General features: G+C 54.6%; 19 protein-coding genes. 11 read left to right on the plus strand and 8 right to left on the minus strand.

Annotated features, from left to right (window positions below):
- Positions 1 to 14: 14 nt before the first annotated feature.
- Genes kapB through IDH45_RS24520 form a run of 3 tightly spaced genes read left to right on the plus strand, consistent with a single transcriptional unit; the run spans position 15 to position 1627 of the window.
- The gene (gene kapB / locus IDH45_RS24510; RefSeq protein WP_190930773.1) at positions 15 to 449 is read left to right on the plus strand and encodes a sporulation phosphorelay system protein KapB; all 435 of its coding nucleotides are present in this window, start codon (positions 15 to 17) and stop codon (positions 447 to 449) included.
- A 30-nt stretch (positions 450 to 479) separates the two neighbouring features.
- Positions 480 to 1142: a trimeric intracellular cation channel family protein gene (locus tag IDH45_RS24515; protein WP_223836929.1), complete on the plus strand. Its 663-nt coding sequence runs from the start codon at positions 480 to 482 to the stop codon at positions 1140 to 1142.
- On the plus strand, positions 1139 to 1627 hold the full coding sequence (locus IDH45_RS24520) for a hypothetical protein (RefSeq protein ID WP_190930774.1): 489 nt from the start codon (positions 1139 to 1141) through the stop codon (positions 1625 to 1627). Before IDH45_RS24515 ends, IDH45_RS24520 begins: the two co-directional genes overlap by 4 nt.
- A 101-nt stretch (positions 1628 to 1728) precedes the next feature.
- Here IDH45_RS24520 and IDH45_RS24525 read toward each other — a convergent pair whose 3' ends face one another.
- The gene (locus IDH45_RS24525) at positions 1729 to 3480 is read right to left on the minus strand and encodes a sensor histidine kinase (RefSeq protein WP_190930775.1); all 1752 of its coding nucleotides are present in this window, start codon (positions 3478 to 3480) and stop codon (positions 1729 to 1731) included.
- 194 nt (positions 3481 to 3674) lie between these two features.
- On the opposite strand from IDH45_RS24525, the gene IDH45_RS24530 reads away from it, so the two are divergent.
- Together IDH45_RS24530 and IDH45_RS24535 are read left to right on the plus strand one after the other, a co-directional pair.
- Positions 3675 to 4208, plus strand: a complete 534-nt coding sequence (locus tag IDH45_RS24530) for a hemerythrin domain-containing protein (RefSeq protein ID WP_190930776.1) — start codon at positions 3675 to 3677, stop codon at positions 4206 to 4208.
- A 116-nt stretch (positions 4209 to 4324) separates the two neighbouring features.
- Entirely contained in the window at positions 4325 to 6010 is a 1686-nt protein-coding gene (locus IDH45_RS24535; RefSeq protein WP_190930777.1) for a long-chain-fatty-acid--CoA ligase, read from the plus strand.
- A gap of 41 nt (positions 6011 to 6051) precedes the next feature.
- Here IDH45_RS24535 and IDH45_RS24540 read toward each other — a convergent pair whose 3' ends face one another.
- The 3 genes from IDH45_RS24540 to IDH45_RS24550 all read right to left on the minus strand — a co-directional run bounded on the left by IDH45_RS24540 (position 6052) and on the right by IDH45_RS24550 (position 8090).
- Positions 6052 to 6444, minus strand: a complete 393-nt coding sequence (locus IDH45_RS24540; RefSeq protein ID WP_190930778.1) for a LytTR family transcriptional regulator DNA-binding domain-containing protein — start codon at positions 6442 to 6444, stop codon at positions 6052 to 6054.
- 498 nt (positions 6445 to 6942) lie between these two features.
- Positions 6943 to 7122 (minus strand): hypothetical protein, encoded by a 180-nt coding sequence (locus tag IDH45_RS24545; RefSeq protein WP_190930779.1) that lies wholly within the window; start codon positions 7120 to 7122, stop codon positions 6943 to 6945.
- Positions 7123 to 7220: 98 nt separating this feature from the next.
- Positions 7221 to 8090, minus strand: coding sequence for an AraC family transcriptional regulator (locus tag IDH45_RS24550; RefSeq protein WP_190930780.1), 870 nt, complete (start codon positions 8088 to 8090; stop codon positions 7221 to 7223).
- Positions 8091 to 8406: 316 nt separating this feature from the next.
- Here IDH45_RS24550 and IDH45_RS24555 point away from each other — a divergent pair, with 316 nt between their 5' ends.
- The 4 genes from IDH45_RS24555 to IDH45_RS24570 all read left to right on the plus strand — a co-directional run bounded on the left by IDH45_RS24555 (position 8407) and on the right by IDH45_RS24570 (position 13526).
- Positions 8407 to 9498 carry a sugar ABC transporter substrate-binding protein gene (locus tag IDH45_RS24555; RefSeq protein ID WP_190930781.1) on the plus strand — a complete coding sequence of 364 codons (1092 nt, stop codon included), beginning with the start codon at positions 8407 to 8409 and terminating at the stop codon, positions 9496 to 9498.
- An 85-nt stretch (positions 9499 to 9583) separates the two neighbouring features.
- A complete protein-coding gene (locus IDH45_RS24560; RefSeq protein WP_190930782.1) occupies positions 9584 to 11101 on the plus strand; it encodes a sugar ABC transporter ATP-binding protein in 1518 nt (505 codons plus the stop codon).
- A complete protein-coding gene (locus tag IDH45_RS24565) occupies positions 11091 to 12077 on the plus strand; it encodes an ABC transporter permease (RefSeq protein ID WP_190930783.1) in 987 nt (328 codons plus the stop codon). Before IDH45_RS24560 ends, IDH45_RS24565 begins: the two co-directional genes overlap by 11 nt.
- A 177-nt stretch (positions 12078 to 12254) precedes the next feature.
- The gene (locus IDH45_RS24570) at positions 12255 to 13526 is read left to right on the plus strand and encodes an MFS transporter (RefSeq protein ID WP_190930784.1); all 1272 of its coding nucleotides are present in this window, start codon (positions 12255 to 12257) and stop codon (positions 13524 to 13526) included.
- A gap of 783 nt (positions 13527 to 14309) precedes the next feature.
- On the opposite strand, the gene IDH45_RS24575 is transcribed toward IDH45_RS24570, so the two are convergent.
- The 3 genes from IDH45_RS24575 to IDH45_RS24585 form a co-directional block, all read right to left on the minus strand.
- Positions 14310 to 14993 (minus strand): DUF2238 domain-containing protein, encoded by a 684-nt coding sequence (locus IDH45_RS24575; protein ID WP_190930785.1) that lies wholly within the window; start codon positions 14991 to 14993, stop codon positions 14310 to 14312.
- Between the two features lie 217 nt (positions 14994 to 15210).
- Complete coding sequence (locus IDH45_RS24580; protein ID WP_190930786.1) at positions 15211 to 16188, minus strand: zinc dependent phospholipase C family protein; 978 nt, start codon at positions 16186 to 16188, stop codon at positions 15211 to 15213.
- Positions 16189 to 16217: 29 nt separating this feature from the next.
- Positions 16218 to 17084 (minus strand): amidohydrolase family protein, encoded by an 867-nt coding sequence (locus IDH45_RS24585; protein ID WP_190930787.1) that lies wholly within the window; start codon positions 17082 to 17084, stop codon positions 16218 to 16220.
- A 244-nt stretch (positions 17085 to 17328) separates the two neighbouring features.
- Between IDH45_RS24585 and IDH45_RS24590 the strand changes: the two genes are divergently transcribed.
- On the plus strand, positions 17329 to 18078 hold the full coding sequence (locus IDH45_RS24590; RefSeq protein ID WP_190930788.1) for an alpha/beta hydrolase: 750 nt from the start codon (positions 17329 to 17331) through the stop codon (positions 18076 to 18078).
- A gap of 520 nt (positions 18079 to 18598) precedes the next feature.
- Here IDH45_RS24590 and IDH45_RS24595 read toward each other — a convergent pair.
- The gene (locus tag IDH45_RS24595) at positions 18599 to 18748 is read right to left on the minus strand and encodes a hypothetical protein (protein WP_190930789.1); all 150 of its coding nucleotides are present in this window, start codon (positions 18746 to 18748) and stop codon (positions 18599 to 18601) included.
- Positions 18749 to 18917: 169 nt separating this feature from the next.
- Here IDH45_RS24595 and IDH45_RS24600 point away from each other — a divergent pair, with 169 nt between their 5' ends.
- The gene (locus IDH45_RS24600; RefSeq protein WP_190930790.1) at positions 18918 to 19952 is read left to right on the plus strand and encodes a M42 family metallopeptidase; all 1035 of its coding nucleotides are present in this window, start codon (positions 18918 to 18920) and stop codon (positions 19950 to 19952) included.
- Positions 19953 to 20139 lie beyond the last annotated feature (187 nt).

Consider the following 20139-nt stretch of genomic DNA (forward strand, 5'->3'; position numbering starts at 1 on the left):
GAGGATGAAAAGCGATGAACGAATCCGTTGAACGTTATGTAACTGTAGAGCACCGGACGGGCGCATATATTGCCAAGCTGCTGGAATCGTCGCCGCCCCGCGTGCTGGTCGAGATCATTGCCGTGCTGCAGCATCCGCTGCAAGGCGATCTGCATAACCGGTATAAAGCCGACGTCACTTTGTTCCACGAACGGAAGGCGGCGGCCCAGCGGGAGAAAGTGTGGGTTCCGGCTGCGTCGGTGCAGCCGTATGAAGGCGACGTTCCGTCTTACGACGAATCGCTCCGCAGCGCGTGGGAAGAGTTGATGGCTTCCATGCAAAGCGTCGCGGACGGTTCGTACGACCGTGCCCGCTATCCGGCTCGTCCGGAGCTGCAGGCTTGGGCGGTCAAGTCGATCGAGCAGCTGCGGTCGCTGGAGAAAGACTATTGGGGCTCGGGCTCGTCTTAACGGGCGGCCGGCAAGCGGGGAGGAACGGCATTGACCTGGGATGTGCTAAGCTTGATGGGGATCGTCGCCTTTGCCGCGAGCGGGGCGATTATCGCGATGGAGGAGGAATACGACATCTTCGGGGTTGCCGTGCTCGGAATGGCGGCTGCATTTGGCGGCGGAGTCGTCCGCAACCTGTTCATCGGGATACCGATTACCTCCTTATGGTCGCAGGGGCTGCTGCTGAACACGGCGCTTGCGACGATATTCCTGCTGTATTTGTTCCCGGCTGTATGGATTCGCAAGTGGCAGCCGATCGCCACGTTTTTCGATGCGGTCGGGCTGGCCGCCTTTTCGATACAAGGCGCATTATTCGCGGCCCGAATGGAGCTGCCCGTAGGCGTAGTCATCTTCGCATCGGTAGTGACCGGAATCGGGGGAGGCGTGATCCGCGACGTGCTTGCAGGCCGAAAACCGCTTGTGTTCCGGGATGAGATTTATGCGTTATGGGCGATGTTGGCGGGAATTTCGCTCGGATTCGGGTGGATGGACGGGCAGATCCGTTCAGCTGTATTATTTGCGGTCATCTTGACGATGCGGATGTTATCGGTCTATTACGGCTGGAAGCTGCCCCGCAGGAAGCTGGATTTTCATCAATCGGCCGATCAACGGAGACTTGCAGCCGGAGGAAAGGAGGAGGAGCGGGCTTTATGAGGGAATCATGGAACGAGCGGAAGCAGATCCCCCAGGACGAGCTGCAGGACAGGCTGCAGACGATCAAGGAGCTCGGCGGCGGCGAGGGGACGGAGCTGTACGAGATCGTGAAAGATACGGCGACCGGCGAGCATTATTTGCACTATGCCTACTTGCATCTTACGATCGCGGACGGAACGAAGGAGTCGTTCCATCAGCTGCTTCCGCTGGAGAGCGACGACGTGCTTGGCCTGATGTTCGGAGAACAGCCGCATACGTACCCGGATCATTGGCGGCGATCGTTTCTCCGCAACGGCCCGGACGGAAAGTATGTCTGGTTCGATCCTTCCGAGACGATCGAAGGGGCCGGAGCGGATGCGGAACAGCTGGCGGGCGATGCAGCGAGCATTCTCGGAGCCTGGAAACGGGAAGGGGCGCGCGACCCGGAATCGGTGAAGCGTATGCTGGACGAGATCAACCGGAAGCTGAGCAAACTCGATGATTAAGCGGACATACAAAAACGGACCTTGGGAGGTCCGTTTTGTGCTTGTATAGGGTAAGCGAGTTCTTGCGGATAACGGGAGCTTGGTTCAAAACGGCCGCCAGTTTAGATTCCGAATCGCTGCAGCGGCATGCATACGGTAAACGTGGTTCCTTGCCCGATATCGCTTTCCACCGTAATCGTCCCTTTATACGATCCGACCCTCTCCTTGGTGATGGCAAGTCCGATCCCCGAATGGTCGCCGCTGTTTTTGGTCGAGTAGCCGGGCATAAAAATTTTGCGTCGTTCTTCCTCATCCAACACGCGTCCGGGATTACGGACGGAGATGAACAAGTTGCCGGCGTTGTACCAGCCGCGCAGCTCGACCCACCTCTCATGCACCGGAAGCCAGGTCACTTCGTCGAACGCATTGTCGACCAGATTGCCGATAATTTTGACGATATCGACCGATTTGACGCCCAGATTGAGGCTGCCGAACGGAGCGAATTCGTGCCTGAAATCGATTTTTTTGTCCATTGCTGTTACGAGCTTGGATTGCACGATCGCTGCGATCGCGGGATGGCCGATCTGAATAATATCGTTCGTCTGGCGGATGTCCCCGATCAGTTCTCCCGTGTACCGGTGCAGATCGTCATACTTTTTGAGCTGAAGAAACGTATGAATCGTCTGCACATGATTCAGGAAGTCGTGCCGCTGGCCGCGGATCGTCGTGAACATGTCGTTCACTTCGTCGATGTAAGCCTCCTGCGTGACGCGAACCGCTTCGTCCTTGTTGCGGCCGATCATCCGGAAGACGAAATACAGCAGCACGAGGCTTAATACGGTCAGAAATCCGATTCTCGCCGCCATCGTCGTAATCTGCTCTTCCAGCACGTCCCGGATCATATGGTAATCGAATACCACTCCGATAACGTAAGGATAGTCCAGCTGTTGATTGTCGGCGTCCGACGGCACCGGGATATAACTTTTGATCACTTTTTTCCCTAGAACGACCGTCGTGTACGTTACCGGCTCATTCCGTTCAAGCGCCTGTCTGACGTTGTCGATGTCCCGGTCGCGGTCTTCGTACATATACGTACCGAACGGAATCGGACGGTCGTACAGCGATACGAAATATTGTCCGCTTTGTGATTTGGATACTTTTAGCGGCTTGCCGAAATGGTTGTAATTAAAACCGGTCATCTCCAAAATGCCAGGATTGTCCTCGATCATTTTCTTCATGATAAGATCCGGACCGGCCAGCCTGTCATACTGCTTGATCTGGATATCTTCCACATACGGATTGATGATGTAGTCTGTATCCCCGTCGTAATAGTAGCCCCATTTGTCGATTTTGCTCGGATCGGTATCGGCATGTTCGATCGGTCCCGACCAATAATGGGGCAGCTTCTGCCCTTCCGGGATCGTAACGTTTCTGGACTCCAGCAATTGCAGGAAAGCGGTATACCAGTATCCCCACTTCTTCGTACTCATGCCGATTTCTTTGGAATCGGACGAGCGGACGCCGATAATATCGTCTCCTTGCTTCTGAAGCAGCGTGATATGCGACACCCCAAGCTCCTTGCTGATCTGCTCCAGCTCGTCGTTCGTCACATGCTCGGCCTGCGGGGAAAGCCGCTCCTTGGCGGCGATCGCGGCCAACCGCAGCTGCTGGCCGACTATGTCCTCGACATATTTCACGCTGGTCTTGTACTGGTCGATCGAATTTCTCAAGTTGCTGGCGGCATGAACCGACTGCTCTTCTACATTCCCGACAAGCGTCTCCTTGGTCGTCACATAGAACAAAATATTGTTAAAAAATAATATAAAAATAACGTATCCGATAACGAGGTAGAAAATCCGTGATTTCAGGTGCAAGCCATCACCCCAGGTGCAGAACATATGTATCCTCATTATAGCCTAAAAGATACACCAATGTTATTGCATTTTCGACTTTTTTCGATATAAACCTGCATATTTTGTCGTAAAAAGTAGTGTGATCCGGATTACAGGCATAAAAGCTGAAACCGGTTATGCTAAAAGCATAGATCAGGAGCGGGAGGAATGCAGCGATGAGCCGACTCATAACGGACAGGAACACCCAGCATACGATGGTGCTTTGCGACCCCAGCGTCCGGTTTCGCGATGCGGTTAACCGTCTGGAAGAGGAGCAGGGCGAGATGAAAGCTCAAATTTTGTCGATTCGGCAATTGGTGGAAAAGAGCGGGAAGGGAGAGCCCGGCCGGGTCTGCGCCCGGATCGCCGAGATGAAGCCGTACGTGTGCGAGCTGATGGCGCGTCTGCAAAGCCATGAGGAATGGGAGAAGCGTTATGTATTTCCGCTCCTTGCGGAACTGACCGGTAAAAGGATGGGGCCGATGTCGGTGATGGATCTGGAGCGGGAGTGGGCGATGCAATATTTAAAGTCGTATATCGAGCAATCCGGCAGTATCGGAATGTTTAGCCCGGAGCCGAAAACGAGGGAGCTTCTGCGGCAAATCGAACAGGCGCTTTTTATACTGGAAGAGCATTTGCGCAAAAACGAGGAGATCGTATTCCCGCTGGCCGACCAGATCGCCGCAGATATGGACCGGTATTACCGGTAAACCGGGGACAATGTATGAAATATGGTTGAAGCTTTTCCGTCATCTTGAACAGGCGTTGGCCCATATCATGTACTAACCGCGCGGTTTAGCGCCGCGTTCAGGAAGGTGGATGATGCATGGACCGGCGACCGTGGCATGACTATTACCCCCAAGAAGTGCCGACTACGCTCGATTATCCGTCCGTTCCCATTACGACGCTGTTGCAAACGACGGCGGAGCAGTATCCGGACCGTCCGGCCGTTACGTTTTTCGGCAAGCGGACGAAGTACAAGGAGCTGCTGCAGCAATCGTACCGGTTCGCTAACGGCTTGCACAGCCTTGGAGTCGTTCCGGGCGACCGGGTCGCTTTGCTTTTGCCGAATATGCCTCAGTATGTGATCTGTTACTATGGAGCTTTGTTCGGCGGCGCGACCGTCGTGCAGCTGAATCCGCTGCATGTCGAACGGGAGCTGCTTCGGCACATCATCGATTCGCAGGCGGATACGATCGTTTGCCTGGACCTCTTGCTGCCGCGAATCCGCAATATCCGCGAGAAGGCCGGCCTGAAGCGGATTATCGTAACAGGAATCCGCGATGAGCTGCCGCTGGTGAAGAAAGCGCTGTATCCGCTCGTACAGAAACGGAAGGGACCTTTGCCGAAGTACGACGCCGAACAGGAGCAACTGTTCACCCTCCACCGGCTGCTCCGCTCCGCGAAGCCGGAGTCCGTCACCCATCCCGTCGATCCGGAGCGGGACGTGGCCGTGCTGCAGTATACGGGAGGAACGACCGGGGCACCGAAGGGCGTTATGCTGACGCACGCCAATTTGGCCGCCAATACGCGCCAATGCGCAAGCTGGATGTATAAGGTCGATGCCGGACAAGAAATCATGCTGGCGGCTGTACCGTTATTTCACGTGTACGGGATGACCGTATGTATGAATTTCGGCTTGTCCATCGGCGCCAATATGGTACTGGTTCCTAAGTTTGAAGTCGAAAATTTGCTAAAAACGATCCACCGCGAAAAACCGACGATATTTCCCGGAGCGCCGACCATGTATATCGCGATCAATCATCACCCGGACTCGGCAGTCAAATACAAGCTGTCCTCGATTCGCTGCTGCATTAGCGGTTCCGCGCCGCTGCCGCTGGAAGTTCAGCAACAATTCGAGAGGCTGACGGGCGGGCGGCTGGTCGAAGGTTACGGATTGTCGGAATGCTCGCCGGTAACGCATGCGAATCCGATCTGGGAGCGTCGCAAAACCGGTTCGATCGGACTGCCGTGGCCGGATACCGACAGCAAAATCGTCGATATGGACACCGGCGATACGTTGCCCCCCAATCAGATCGGCGAACTGCTTCTAAAAGGGCCGCAGGTGATGAAAGGGTATTGGAACAAGCCCGAGGAGACAGCTGTTACGGTCGGGGACGGGTGGCTGCGTACTGGCGATATGGCTTATATGGACGAAGAAGGTTATTTTTATATTGTCGATCGCAAGAAAGATCTGATTATTGCCGGAGGGTTCAATATTTTCCCGAGGGAGGTCGAGGAGGTGTTGTTCGAGCATCCGGACGTGCTGGAAGCGGCCGTTATCGGCGTGCCCGACGAATACCGGGGGGAAACGGTGAAAGCGTTTATCGTCTGCAAACCGGGCGTTCAGGTGTCCGAATCGGAGCTGGACAGCTACTGCCGCCTCAAGCTGGCTGCGTACAAGGTGCCGCGAATCTACGAATTTCGCGATTCGTTGCCCAAGTCGATGATCGGGAAGGTGCTCCGTAGAGAACTTAGAGAGGAGCAACCTGCGGACGATCCCAAAGGGTGAGGTTAACCGCATATGACGGAACAGGAGGGAGGTCATGACGGCTACCCTCCTTCCTGCTGTTTCTGCTTCCGCTTGATCCCAAGCTGTTTCCAGTTGGCCAGCTCCTTCTTGACCAGCCTTCTTTCGCCGTGCGATACAGTCGAATATTTGCTGCCTGGGGTAATCGGTTCCTCAAAAAAAACGACTGACCGTTCTTCATCGAAAGATTGAATTTTGCACAAGTGGACAAGGTTCGTCCGGTCCAGCCTGCGGAAACCAAAATGGTCCAGATGTTTCTCCAGCGTCGATATTTTAGGCAAGACGGGATAGTATTCTCCATCCAGCGTATGGAAGATGACCGAACGTTCCCAGGTTTGTATACTTACGACCTGGCTGATATCAAGCCATACAATTTCGTCATTGTTTTTGGGATCACGCGTGACCGGAAAATGCATATATACACACACCCGCTTCAAGGATGGCCGGGCCGCCTTCAGTCCGAACTTGGGCAACACGTGCACAAACGGTATTAGTTCGATTCTACCGGAGCTTCAGGACGATGGCCTGCGAAGAGCGAAGCCGTTTGGACGAAACGATCAGCGAAGCCCGCTCCAATGTCGAAAAGGATAAGGAACTGTCTGAACTCATACGACGCTCCTGTGCAACTATAATGGATATTATTTGTCATACAATATATTACAACTATAGGTATATACTGTTATTATAATGGATAATAGTGGAATATAAAAGTGCTGTTAATAGAATTTATGGAAATAAATACAAATATTAAAAAAGACTATTCGCTGTTTACGGATCGGACTTCTATGTCGCCAAACAAAAAGAGATGCTCCGGATTGTTTTACTCCGGCAGAATCTCTTTAAGAGGTTTATACAACGATAACGTGCTGATGGTAAGGCGGCGTACTTTCTTTTTCCGAGGCGGTAACCGTCTCTTAAGTCCGGCCGCGTCCGCATACCCGGCAGCAGCCGGTACCGGCCGAAGGCGGCATGCAAGGAACGGGATGAAGAATTCGAATCACATACGGGTGATAAATGTCGCGATAGACGACAACGGGACGGGCGTAGATGTTATAGGCGGGCGCCGGCGTATAGGGAAAGGGGACAGGCCTCATGTTGGTTCCAGCTCCTTTGCGGCAAACGATACTACACTATATGTCTTCGGGGCGGAAGCGGAGAGGGCGGTTGCCCAGCGGCAATCGGGCACACGGAACTATCGGTCCTTTCCCCTGTAATAGGTGGGAGCGACCCCTTCCGCCATGCGTAAGGCCCGGCTAAATGCATGAATGCCCGGGTAGCCGAGCCGCTGCGCGATTTCGGTAACGGGCAGCGTCGTGAATTGGATAAGCTGCTTCGCTTTTTCGATTCGTTTGCTCTGGTAATATTTCATCGGAGGGACGCCGAAGGCTCCTTTAAAGGAACGGATGAAATAATATTTGCTCATATTAGATGCGGCAGCCAGCTCGTCGACGGACAGGCGGCGGTCCAGATTGCGGGAAAGATGCAGCTTGGCCGCTTGCAGCGCTTCCATATTGGTCAGCACATGTTCGTGCTCCTGCCAGTACAATTCGCGCATCAGCTGCGTCCATAGCTGAATGGACATCCCTTTCACGTTCGTTTCATAAAACGGCAGCTTCCGCTCGTATCCGTCCACGATACCGAGCAGCATCGACTCAAACAGGGCGCTGCTCCGCAGGCGGACCCGGCTGGGCAACTGCATGGGCGGCGAGGACAACACGTCGTCGCGAAACCAGCGCAGCTCCTGTTCGCTCATCTGATCTATCGGCTTAAAGCTGATCTTCACCTCGGGACTGTCCGGCCGTTCGATCAGGTCAAAATGAATATGAGGCTGGCGCAGCGCGGGACTTCCCGGAGCAAGCCGAATCGAGTGGCGCTCCCGGGGCTTGAACAGAAAGATGTCGCCGGGCACGCCCTCGTAGGTAATATCGCCGACCGTCACGATAATGTGCCCTTCCTTTACGTAAAGCAGCTCGTAGTCGAACAGGACGCGCTCGTGCAGCACCCAGCCGGCTGGGGCGGTGTGATCGAGAGCTGTTCGTATATGGAGATAAATGCGATACATCCATAGCGGCAAGCCTCTCTTTTCCCGATAGTACAATTAAGTATAGAGGGCGGAGCGCGCCAAAACAATCGCTGATAAGCAGGGGCAAGATAGCGGGAAAATAACATTTGGGTGACAATCGCCAATAAAACACACTAATTTAATTGGAATAGAAGGTTAAATTGTCGAAAAATGATTGACGCCGGCGTTGGACGGTGCTATTATACTATCTATCAATTCCGATCTGGTGGATTGGGATTGATGGATACAGACCGATCTGTACGTCATTCCAGAAATCGGTCCACAGATACGGAGTACCGGAGAGGGGTAACAGGCCATGAGAAACAGAAAGTCTTACATCGCCGTCGTGCTGGCCGTCGTGCTGGCTATGATGCTGGCAGCGTGCTCGACCAAGCAGGAGCCTGCAGGATCGGCGACGAATGCGGGGGGCGGCGGAGAGCAGCCATCGCTTAACGGCAAGAAAATTGCACTAATTATGGAATTTAACCAAGGAACGTTCTCCGCTCAGTACATAGCGGGTGTAACCGAGCAGGTCGAGAAGCTGGGCGGCAAAGTGACCGTATTCAGCGCCGAAACCGATATGAACAAAATGATCGCGAACCTGGATGCGGCAGTCAACCAGAAGTTCGACGGCATCCTGATCGACCACGGCAAGCCGGAAGCGCTCGAAGCCGGAGTGAAAAAGGCGCTGGAGCGTAAAATTCCGGTCGTCGCTTTTGATACCGATCTGAAAGTGCCCGGCGTTACCGTATTGTCCCAAGGCGACCAGCAGATGGCGAAGGTCACGCTGGAGAAGATGGCTCAAGATATCGGCGGCAAAGGCAGCATCGTCAAAATCTGGGTAGCCGGATTCGCTCCGATGGAACGCCGTCAACTGGCGTACAAGGAGTTTATGGACAAAAACAAAGATATTAAAGAAATCGCGGCATTCGGAGCGGCTACGAACAATACGGCGCTCGATACGCAGGCGCAGATGGAAGCGATTCTGAAGAAATATCCGAACAAAGGCGATATCACCGCAGTATGGGCGGCATGGGACGAGTTTGCCAAAGGCGCATCCCGCGCTATCCAGCAGGCGGGTCGTACGGAGATTAAAGTATACGGCATCGACCTGAGCGATGAGGATCTGCAAATGATTCAAGACAAAAACGGACCGTGGATCGCCTCGGCCGCCGTCGATCCGAAAGATATCGGCCGCGTGCAAGCCCGTTACCTGTATCAGAAGTTTCTGGGCGAGTCGACGCCGGACAGCGTCGTGCTGGAACCGGTATTTGTCTCCCGCGATCAGCTCCCGACGGACAAAGCGGTATCGACGACCCAGCTCGGCGATTATGTCAAAGGCTGGAGCGGCAGCCAGCAAGGCTTATCGGACAAGGTGAAGGAACTGGAGAAACAGATTCAAAAATAAAGGTTAGATAGACAAGCTCCCATCGGCGGCAAGCCGGTGGGATTTCGCATGTATCGGCGGAATGCAGGAAGGGGCTGGTAAATCGATGAGCGGAATGCTGAAAATGAAGCAAATCGGCAAGTTTTTCCCTGGTGTCCGTGCGCTTTCGGGCGTCGATTTTGAAGTGCGTTCCGGCGAAGTTCACGCGCTGCTCGGTGCGAATGGGGCGGGAAAAAGCACGCTGATGAAAGTATTGTCCGGCGCCTACACCGCGGACGAAGGGACGATCACGATCGACGGACAGGCCGTGTCGATCCGGACGCCGATCGACGCGAAGCGTGCGGGCGTCCAGTGCGTCTACCAGGAGGTCGATACCGCTCTGGCTCCCGGATTAAGCGTGGCGGAGAATATCATGCTGGACCGGCTGTCCTATGGCTCGGGCGGCGCTTTCGTAAGCTGGGGAGCGCTCCGGCGGGAAGCGGCCGCCATTCTCGCAGGCATCGGCGTGACGAAGCTGTCCGTCGACAAGCCGGTAGGCGAGCTGCCGATCTCCCAGAAGCAGCTCGTTCTGATTGCGCGAGCTTTGGCGCAGAAAGCAAAATACATCATCCTGGACGAGCCGACGGCTCCTCTCAGCCTGGAGGAAACCGAGAGCCTGTTCCGCACGATGAGAACGTTAAAGTCGGAAGGTGTCGGCCTGATCTTCATCTCCCACCGGCTCCCGGAAGTATTCGAAATCTGCGACCGGATTACCGTGATGAGGGACGGAACACGTGTATCGACCGTTGAAGCGTCCGCAACGTCCGCACCGCAGATCGTGGAGCTGATGCTCGGCAAGTCGCTGGAGGAGGAGTTTCCGAAGCTTCAGGCGGATATCGGGAGCGTGTTGTTCCAGGCGGACAACGTACACGGATCGGGCAAAGTGCATGGCGTTGATCTGGAAGTGCGCAGCGGGGAAATCGTCGGGATCGTCGGACTTGTCGGAGCGGGCAAGACGGAACTGTCCCGCTTGCTGTTCGCCGCGGACCGGATCGATCAGGGGACGCTCCGTATGAACGGAACGGCGCTGAAGCTCAAGGAACCGCAGGATGCGATCCGCGCCGGAATCGTGCTTGTCCCCGAAGAGCGCAGGCAGCAGGGGGTGCTGATCGGGGAGTCGGTGAAAGTAAACTTGACGCTGCCGATTCTGAAACGTCTTGCGCCGTCCGGCTGGATCCGGGGCAGAGCCGAGTCGAAACATGCGGTACAGCTCGTCGAACAGCTCGGCGTGAAAACGCCGCATATCGAGCAGACGGTCGGTTACTTGAGCGGAGGGAATCAGCAGAAGGTCGCGATCGGCAAATGGCTGCCGACCGAGGCGAAGCTGTATATGTTCGACGAACCGACCAAAGGGATCGACATCGGCGCCAAAAGCGATATTTTCCGCTTGATCGGGCAGCTGGCCCGGCAAGGGAAAGGCGTGCTGTATCTGTCTTCGGAAATGAACGAAATCATCGGCATCTCGGACCGGATACTCGTCATGTGCGACGGACGGATCGTTAAGGAGTTTAACCGCGGCGAGGCGACGGAAGAGCAAATTCTGCTGTTCGCAAGCGCCGGAAAGGAGCAGGAGGATGAAAAGTAAGCTTTTGGATTTGTCTTTCAAGTACGGCGCTCTGGTCGTCATAGCCGGTGTATTCCTCTTTTTCTCGATAGCGAACGAAAACTTTTTAACCTACGGCAATATCGCCGATATATTGCGTTCGATCTCGATCGTGACGTTTATTGCGATCGGAGTGACGTTATCGCAAATCGTAGACGGCTTCGACTTGTCGGTCGGCTCGACCGTCTCGCTGACGACTGTTGCGGCCGCGACGATGATGGTCTGGTTCGAGCAGCCGCTGATCGTCGTCATTCTCGTTCCGATCTTGATCGGCGCGGTCATCGGACTGCTTAACTCGCTGCTCATAATCCGCTTCCGGATTCCCGACCTGCTGGCCACTTTGGCGGTGATGTATATGGTCGGAGGCATTCAGAAGACGTATACGAAGGGTTACGCGATCTACAACAACATGCAGATGACCGACGGGACCAAAGCGCCGGGACAGTTTCTCGAATCGTTCAAGTGGATCGGCCAGGGAGAGCTGCTCGGCGTGCCGGTACCGGTCGTGCTGATGCTGCTGGCGGTGGCGCTTGTTCATATCTTCCTGAAATACACCCGCTGGGGCCGTCAACTGTACATTACGGGCGGCAACCGCGAAGCCGCGAGGCTGTCCGGTATTCCTGTGAACCGCGTCCGGATGATCGCTTATGTGCTGTCCGGCTGCTTTGCCGCCATCGGCGGGCTGCTGTACGCGGCCCGGGTCGGTTCCGGTCAAATCGATGCAGGCGCTCCGCTCCTGATGGAATCGGTAGCGGCGGTGTTCGTCGGATTCTCGGTGCTCGGCGCCGGCAAACCGAACGTCATCGGCACGTTCCTCGGCGCGGTGCTGATCGGCGTGCTGCTGAACGGGCTGACGATGCTGAACATGCCTTATTACGCATTTGATATTATTAAAGGCGGCGTGCTGGTGCTTGCGCTCGCTATTACGTTCGTCCATCTGAACCGCCGCAGGGTGTAGAAAGTTTACATGTTCTATATAAAGCGAGGAGCCGCCGCAAGCTGCGGCTTTTTGTGTTTGGGAAAACGCGAGAGCGCAGCCATTTCCGAAAAAAATCGTAGGCGTCCGTTGGGTGCGGTGTTACAATGAGGATGGATTATAACGGAAGACAGCGGTTACTACGAAAGGGGGACTCCCGTGGATCGACAAACGGTTCGGGCATGGGTGATGTACGACTGGGCCAACTCCGCATTCGCCACGACGATGATGGCCGCGGTACTGCCAATCTTCTACAGCAGCGTAGCTGCGTCGACACTGCAGAACGAACAGCTGGCCACTTCGTATTGGGGGCTTACGCAATCGATTGCGATGCTGTTTGTCGCCGTGCTGACGCCTATATTGGGAGCGGTTGCGGATTATTCGGGTTACAAGATCCGATTTTTGCGGATGTTTTCGTATTTGGGTATCGTGGCTTCGCTTTGCTTCGTATTTGTAGGCAACGGCGACTACGTATTGGCTTCGTTTTTATTTATTCTCGGAACAATCGGATTTACCGGAGGCAATTCGTTTTACGATGCGTTGTTAAACGATTTGGTCGTACCGGAGAAGCGGGATTACATATCGTCCAAAGGTTATGCGTTCGGTTATATCGGCGGGGGGATTCTGCTTGTGATCAACCTGCTGTTAATTGAAAAGTATCAATGGTTCGGACTGCCGGATAAAACGATGGGTACTTATATCTCCTTCGCTTCGGTCGCTTTGTGGTGGTATTTGTTCTCGCTGCCTCTGTTCCGCAAAGTAAAGGATAAAAAAACCGGAGGCAGTCACACGATCGGCCAATATACGGCAATCGGATTTACCCGCATCCGGGATACGTTTAAGCGGATCAGACGGTATCCGGAGCTGCTTAAATATTTGATCGCTTACTGGTTTTTCAATGACGGCATCAGCACGATTATTACGATGGCCACGATTTACGGCACGGAAATCGGCTTGGGTACGGGTCATCTGATCGGCGCGCTTGTCATTACGCAGTTTGTCGGCATCCCGTTCACGCTGCTGTTCGGTAAAATCGCGGAGCGGCTCGGCTCGAAGCGGTCGTTATATATTTCGTTAAGCGTTTACGTGCTGATTGTCTTGCTTGGTTACTTTATGAGCGAGACCTGGCATTTCTACGCGCTAGCGTTTATTGTCGGGATGGTGCAGGGCGGCAGCCAGTCGATCGCCCGTTCGATCTACAGCCGGCTCGTGCCGCAAGACCGTCCGGCGGAATTTTTCGGATTTCTTACGGTATCCAGCAAGTTTTCGGCGATCGTCGGACCGTTCGTCTTCTCGGTAGTCGGTTTGATGACAGGTTCGAGCCGGCTTGGCATACTGGCGCTGGCCGTCTTTTTCATCGTCGGAATCGCGATGCTGATGAAAGTGAATTTGCAAAAAGGTGCGGCAGAGGCGGCAGCGGCGGAGGTTTGACGCTTGCAGCTTCGCTTCTCGTATAGCACGGCCATAGCAATCGGCCGATGTCCCTCCGGGGGCATCGGTTTTTCGATTCGCTCAGACACTTAAAAGCTCGTCACCTGTCAACCAGCGGAGCGATTGATCCGAGCCAATGCGCCGGAAGCAGCCATGGTCAGGGGCATGAGCAAGAGCGGGCGCGAGCGCAAAGCAGAAAGCCGAGAGCCGAGAGCCGAGAGCCGAGAGCCGAGAGCCAAAGCCAGAAGTCAAAACCAAAAGTCAAAACCAAAAGTCAAACCCAAAAGTCAAACCCAAAAGTCAAACCCAAAAGTCAAACCCAAAAGTCAAACCCAAAAGTCAAACCCAAAAGTCAAACCCAAACCCAAACCCAAACCCAAACCCGAATAAGAGCGGTTTGTATCCTCTATTTTGTCCAAAACCCGCTTTGGCGGAGAAATAAGAGCGATCTGTACCCTCTATTATCCCCGAAAATGGTACTCACCCCGCTAATTGGTTGAAATAAGGGGTGCAAACCGCCTTTATTAGCTGCTGCCCTCCGAAAAAGGCAAAAATAGAGGATACTAGGGGCTCCTATTTGTTACAGGGTCAGCGGATTTACGTTTTCGCGAAGCTGGCCCCTTACGGTTTTTGCTAGATGCGGTTGTTGGGTGAGACGAAATCGAATTTGGTTGTTATCTAGCGAAGCGATGCATCCAATCCGGCAGCAGAAGTGGGGAGCAGGCGAATCCATTCGCGATGCCGATCCTTCCTTGGGCAAGCAGGTCTCCGGGATCTGCTGTATCATCTGGCCGTATTCCGATGTTTATTGATCCACGCCAGCACTCCCATGGCGACGACGGTTCCGGCCAATCCAAGCGCCATATCTTTCTGGCTGTCGAACAGATCGCCTTGCATGCCCATGTAATCTTCGCCGGCTTGGCCGCCGATCAGGGCGACGACCATCTCCAGTATTTCGAACAATGCGCTGCAGCCGAACACGATCGACACTGAAACGGCATACGCCCACACTCCGCGCAGGTTCGCCTTCCGGACAAGCAGTTCGCGCACCGGATACGCCCACAGCAACCCGAAAGCAAAATGGACGATCCGGTCGAAGTAGCTGCGCTTCGTATGAAAAGCCGATTTCAGCCAAACGTCGAACGGGGTATTCTGATAGGTAAAATGAGCTGCGTATGTATGGAGACAAAAAAAACCAAACAGCAGCAAATAAGAGAGTGTGCTCAAACGGTATTTCCGGTAGGTGAACACTAATGCGAGCACGACTGTGACGGGGAGCATGTTTTCCATCAACCATTGCATCCGGTTCGTCGGCGAAAAGGCCATATGTATCCAAAAGGCGGCGTAAACGACAATAAGAAGCTGCAGCACCCGGTTTCGCCAAAACGGTATATGCGGATTAAGCAGCAGGGGCGTGGAGCTGGGTCGTGTGTGTTTCGGATGAGGTGCGGTAAAATCCCGATCCATGGCTTAGGCTGCTCCTTCCTCCTTTAGGTAAGGTTAGGGAATCGCCGATCTGCTTTAGTGTGAACGATTGCGGGTAATTCATACATCCGCGGCGGGACGGACTTTCGCTCGTTATGAATCCAGCATATGCGGTAAAAGAAAACCCCCTGTTGTCCGCCAAAGGGCCGATAACAGGAGGCTGATTCGATTCGTTTTTCGTTCCGCTGGCGCTGGGCAGTCAAAGCATCGGGCTTGCATGAACGATCTTATGGCCCTCGGAGCAAGGCTTGCCGGTCTCGTAGGAGATATCGCCAAGCCGGGCTTCCAGCCTGACGCGAGCATGCGCACGGTCCGAAACTGCGGATCCCGCCGATCCGTTCTCTGCGACAGCCGATTCGGGCGCAATATAGTCCAGCGCCGCTCTCATCAGCGGCTCGCCGTCCTGTATCGCCAGCTCCCACAAGTCCCAGAAGCTTTCGGTATGCCGCTCCTCCAGAATGGAGGGATGCCGCCATTCCTTCCGCGATTCGTTTAGAAAGTCGAGTAGGGGCACTTGCTTCTTGAACAGAAACGGTTCGATCTGACCGAACGTAATCTTCCGTTTGATCGCGGCGGGGTCGTGGAACAGCTTCTGGGCGCGAATCATATCGCGGTATGCATCGTCCCAGTCCCTGGCGGTGAACCGCCCGCCAAGCTCCGGATAGTGCAGCCGCGTCAATCGCTCGAACACTGCAGCCATCCTGCCGGGAAGAGCACCGCCGGCGTCGATCTCTTTCCAGACAGGAGTGTTCCACGTCTCGATCCCGAGCCGTTTGCGGGCGACCAGGGTATCGATATAAATCTCGAACCGCTGATGGTCCCACTTCTTGAACCCCGACAAATAAAACACGTACGGGTGCGCATTGCGGTCGAGAATATGATGAGTCAAAAAGCCAAGCGCGAACACCGTGTCCGGAGCGTCCAGCGGCTTGCCCCGTACCGCTTCGAGCAGATCGAGCAGGAAAGGGCCGCATTGACTGCTGTGCATGGCGCTTCCAAGCTCGGGCATGCCGGCGGTTTTTTGCCATGGGAGGAAGCGGTGATAAAATAAAAAGTCGGGTCCCTGGCAGCCCATATTGTATATGCGTCGGAGCTCCGGAGTGGCGGATGCGGCCTGAAATCCGACAAGGTCCGCCAGCTCGCGGCCGAAAATGAAATGAGTCCAAATGTTAGGCATAGGGAACGCTCCTTTGTTCCCTTATTGTATCAGTCGAGCGGAACGAGCTTCAAGGCGTTGCCGGAGTAAATTTTCCCGAGCACGTCGGCCGGCAGACCCAGGCTGTTCAGCACTTCCTGATGGACGTTGTCGAAATAGTCCCGTCCGTACAGGATGCGGTCCTGGAACTCGGTCAGGAACGTTTTGGCGAATTCGGGGTCGCGGCTGAACGCATTGGCTCCAGAACCGGCGGAAATGTCGCAGTACAGGTTCGGGTATTTGCGCAGCATCTCGCCCACTTTGCCGCCTTCGACCACTTTGCCTTTCGGGTAAGCGACTTTGTCGTATTGATCGTCGCCGGAAATATGCGCCCAGAAGCCGGGGGCGTGTCCGAGGAAGGTCGTATCCGGACATGCTTTGACCGCGCGCTCAAACGCGTCGATACCGCCGCCGTACCACCAGTTCGGACGCGGGTACTTGGAGCCGTGGTCGAATTCGTAGTCGATATGGACGATAACCGGAAGCCCTTTCTCCCCGCAGAAACGGAACAGGCGGATCGCATCCGGATTGTCGTACATCATCCGCAGCTTAATCTCGCCATACACACGGACGCCGTACAGCTTGATCGCATGATCGAGCTTGTCGATCGCATCCGGTCGGCGCGGGTCGGGAGCGTAGCCGAGAATGAACTTGTCGGGATATTGCTCGGCGTAAGAGACGCAGCGGCGGAACGAGATCGGACCGTCGGGCAGCCCGGCGTCGGGAATGCTTTTGTTGTAGGCGGGGTTGTACTCGTCCGCCGGGCACTCCCAGCTAATCAGCCATGTTTTGTCGATGTTGTATTGCTTCATGTTGTCCAGAAAGCGGGTGACGTTGTACCCGTACCAGTCCGGATGGTTGTGGCAGTCGATAATCATAATCGAGCCCCTCGATTCTTATGTATTCGGAAAATGAATGTGGATCGGTATCATTGTAACAAGCCATATACAGGTATTCAACACTTATTCCAATTAAGTGCGCGATTAAAGACAGCTCCGCGATGCAACCGAGGCGGACAGAGTGGAGAAATCAAGCGGAGAAAGATGGAAAGCAAGGGCAAAAGTGCAGTATAATGAGAGCGTTCTGAATGTATCGTAAATTTCCGAAAGGTTGGTCGCACTCATGGCATTTATGCAATGCAGCTTCTCTTCCGATACGCTTAGCATCGGCGTATCGATGAACGTCATTCTTCCCGATCCGAAATCCGGCCAGACGGACCGCAAACTTCCGACGATTTATTTGCTGCACGGACTATCGGACGATCACACGGCTTGGACGCGTTATACCGCGATCGAGCGGTATGCGAGGACCAAAAACGTGGCCATCGTCATGCCAGCCGTCAACCGCAGCTTCTACACGGATATGGCAAGCGGGTATCCGTACTGGACGTTCGTCAGCGAGGAGCTCCCGGCCAAAGCTAGAGCGTTCTTCCCGTTGTCGGACAAGCGGGAGGATACGTTTGTGGCCGGTTTGTCCATGGGCGGTTATGGCGCATTTAAGCTGGCGCTTCGCAGGCCGGATCTGTTTGCCGCCGCTGCGAGCTTATCCGGAGCGTTGGATCTCACAGACGGACCTGAGCGCTGGAGCCGGGATTTCGGCTATATATTCGGACAAGTGGACCGCATTCCCGAACAGGATGATCTGTTTCGTCTCGCCGAGAAGGTAGCCTTGTCAGATGGACCTAAGCCCAAGCTGTACCAGGCCTGCGGGACGGAAGATTTCTTGTATCCGCACAACCAGCGGTTTCTGGCCCATGCGCGGAACGTCGGACTCGATGTCACATACGAGGAAGGTCCCGGGCTACACGAATGGAGCTTCTGGGATTCGTACATCAGCCGCGTGCTGAATTGGCTTCCGATCCGTTCGGACTGAAGGCGCAACCGTTCGACCTTTAAGCCTTGCTTGAAGCGGGGGAGGAAGGAACCGCATAGGAGCGTTTTGTACCCGTTATTTTGTCCGGAAACCCGTTTGGACACAGATTAAGAGCGGTTTGAAGCTGTTAAAATCCTGAAGGGTACATTCTCATCAGATTGGTTGAAATAAGGGTTGCAAACCGCCTCTATTCGTTTTTGCTTGGCGAAAAGGCCAAAAATAGAATGTACCGAAGACTCCTATTTTGTACAGAGCCCGCGTACATACGTTTTGGCGAAGACGAACGAACACCACCCGCCCGGCAAGAACGGGCTTTAATTATTGGAGTCGAATTGTTCCCGCAGAACCTTAAAATGAGTAGTTGGAACGATGGCCCATTCCTTTACACGCACAAACAAACGTGTGGATTTGCACGTCAAGGAACCGTCCGGATCATATAATACCGGACGGTTTTTTCTTTCAGGCTGGCTTTTACCGTAAAGCGCGGACTACTCGTAACCGGGATCGGTTTTATCGCCAATTATTGCGTGTAACGCGTCTTGTCTGTGCGTTCCTTTTCGTTTTCCGGTTTCTCGGTCAAATCCAAGGCGAATTCCTCGCGATACTGGTCGAGTTGCGAAGGATGTCCAGCCGGGCCGTTCTTTTTCGGCCGATTGTTCCGTCCTGCCATCGGTGTTCACCTCCCGGTTTATGAGATGTTCCCGCTTCAGGCGGGAACTCCTATAGTGTCTCTTGCCACTCCGATCTCATACGATCGGCGGATGTCCGCAAGTTTCCGGGAGAGGGATAATCCGGTATACTGGACGTAGATACGGAATGGGGAGAGGATGGAAACAGGCATGGCGATAAGAATCGATCGTGAATATATGAATGACGTCCTGCTCAGGCTGTTGGCGGTGCCGAGTCCGTCCGGATTTTGCGGCCGCATTATCGGGCTCGTCGAAGAGGAAGCGAAGGCTCTCGGCTGTCTGGTCGAGCGGACCCTGAAGGGCTGTTCGATCCTTACCGTTCCCGGCAAAAGCGATGAAGTGCTCGGCATCTCCGCGCATGTCGATACGCTCGGCGCGATGGTCCGGTCCGTCAAGCCAAACGGAACGCTCCGGTTCACTCCGGTAGGCGGGTATATGATGCAGTCGGTTGAGAACGAATATTGCCGCGTTCATACGCGCGACGGGCGGGAGTATGAAGGCACGGTATTGTCGGTAAAACCTTCGGTTCACGTATACGGGGACGCCAGAGAGTTGAAGCGGGAAGAGGCGAATATGGAAATCCGGCTCGACGAGCGTGTAGCAAGCAAAGAAGACGTAGCGCAGCTCGGGATACAGACAGGCGATTACATCTCGTGGGACCCTCGTACGCGCAAGCTGGCGAACGGATACATCAAGTCGCGGCATCTGGACGACAAGGCGGGCGTGGCGGCCGTGCTGGCTATGCTGAAGGCGCTGAAAGATTCGGGAACCGTCCCGGAGCGAACCGTGAAAATGTTTATCTCGGTGTATGAAGAGGTCGGACACGGCTCGTCTTCGTTGCCTGCGGATATCCGGGAGCTGATCGCGGTGGATATGGGGGCGATGGGAGACGATCTGGAATGCAAGGAAACCGACGTATCCATCTGTGCCAAAGATTCGTCCGGCCCATACGATTACGAAATGACTTCGCGGCTTATCGAGCTGGCCAAGAAGGAGGGGATTCCGTTTGCCGTCGATATATATCCCAATTACAGTTCGGATGCGACAGCGGCGCTTCGTGGCGGCAGCAACATCCGGGCAGCGTTAATCGGCCCGGGCGTACACGCCTCCCACGGCATGGAGCGGACTCACGAAGACGCGATTGCGAATACGGCCGTTTTGCTGCTCGCTTATGCAACGCAGTAACGGCCGGCAGGCGTGTGGCCTCGGACGGAAGAAACTTCTAAAAGCGTGCGAAGTGACTCCGGTGAAAGAACCACACTTCCGCAGCAATCCGAAATCTGATCCGTTCATCGCAATCTCTCCATAATTGTGCAAAGTATTCAAACCAAACCAGCCTCCAACTGCCGCTGACAATGCGGAGTCGGAGGCT

Source organism: Paenibacillus oceani, assembly GCF_014705615.1.
Lineage (GTDB): Bacteria > Bacillota > Bacilli > Paenibacillales > NBRC-103111 > Paenibacillus_AB > Paenibacillus_AB oceani.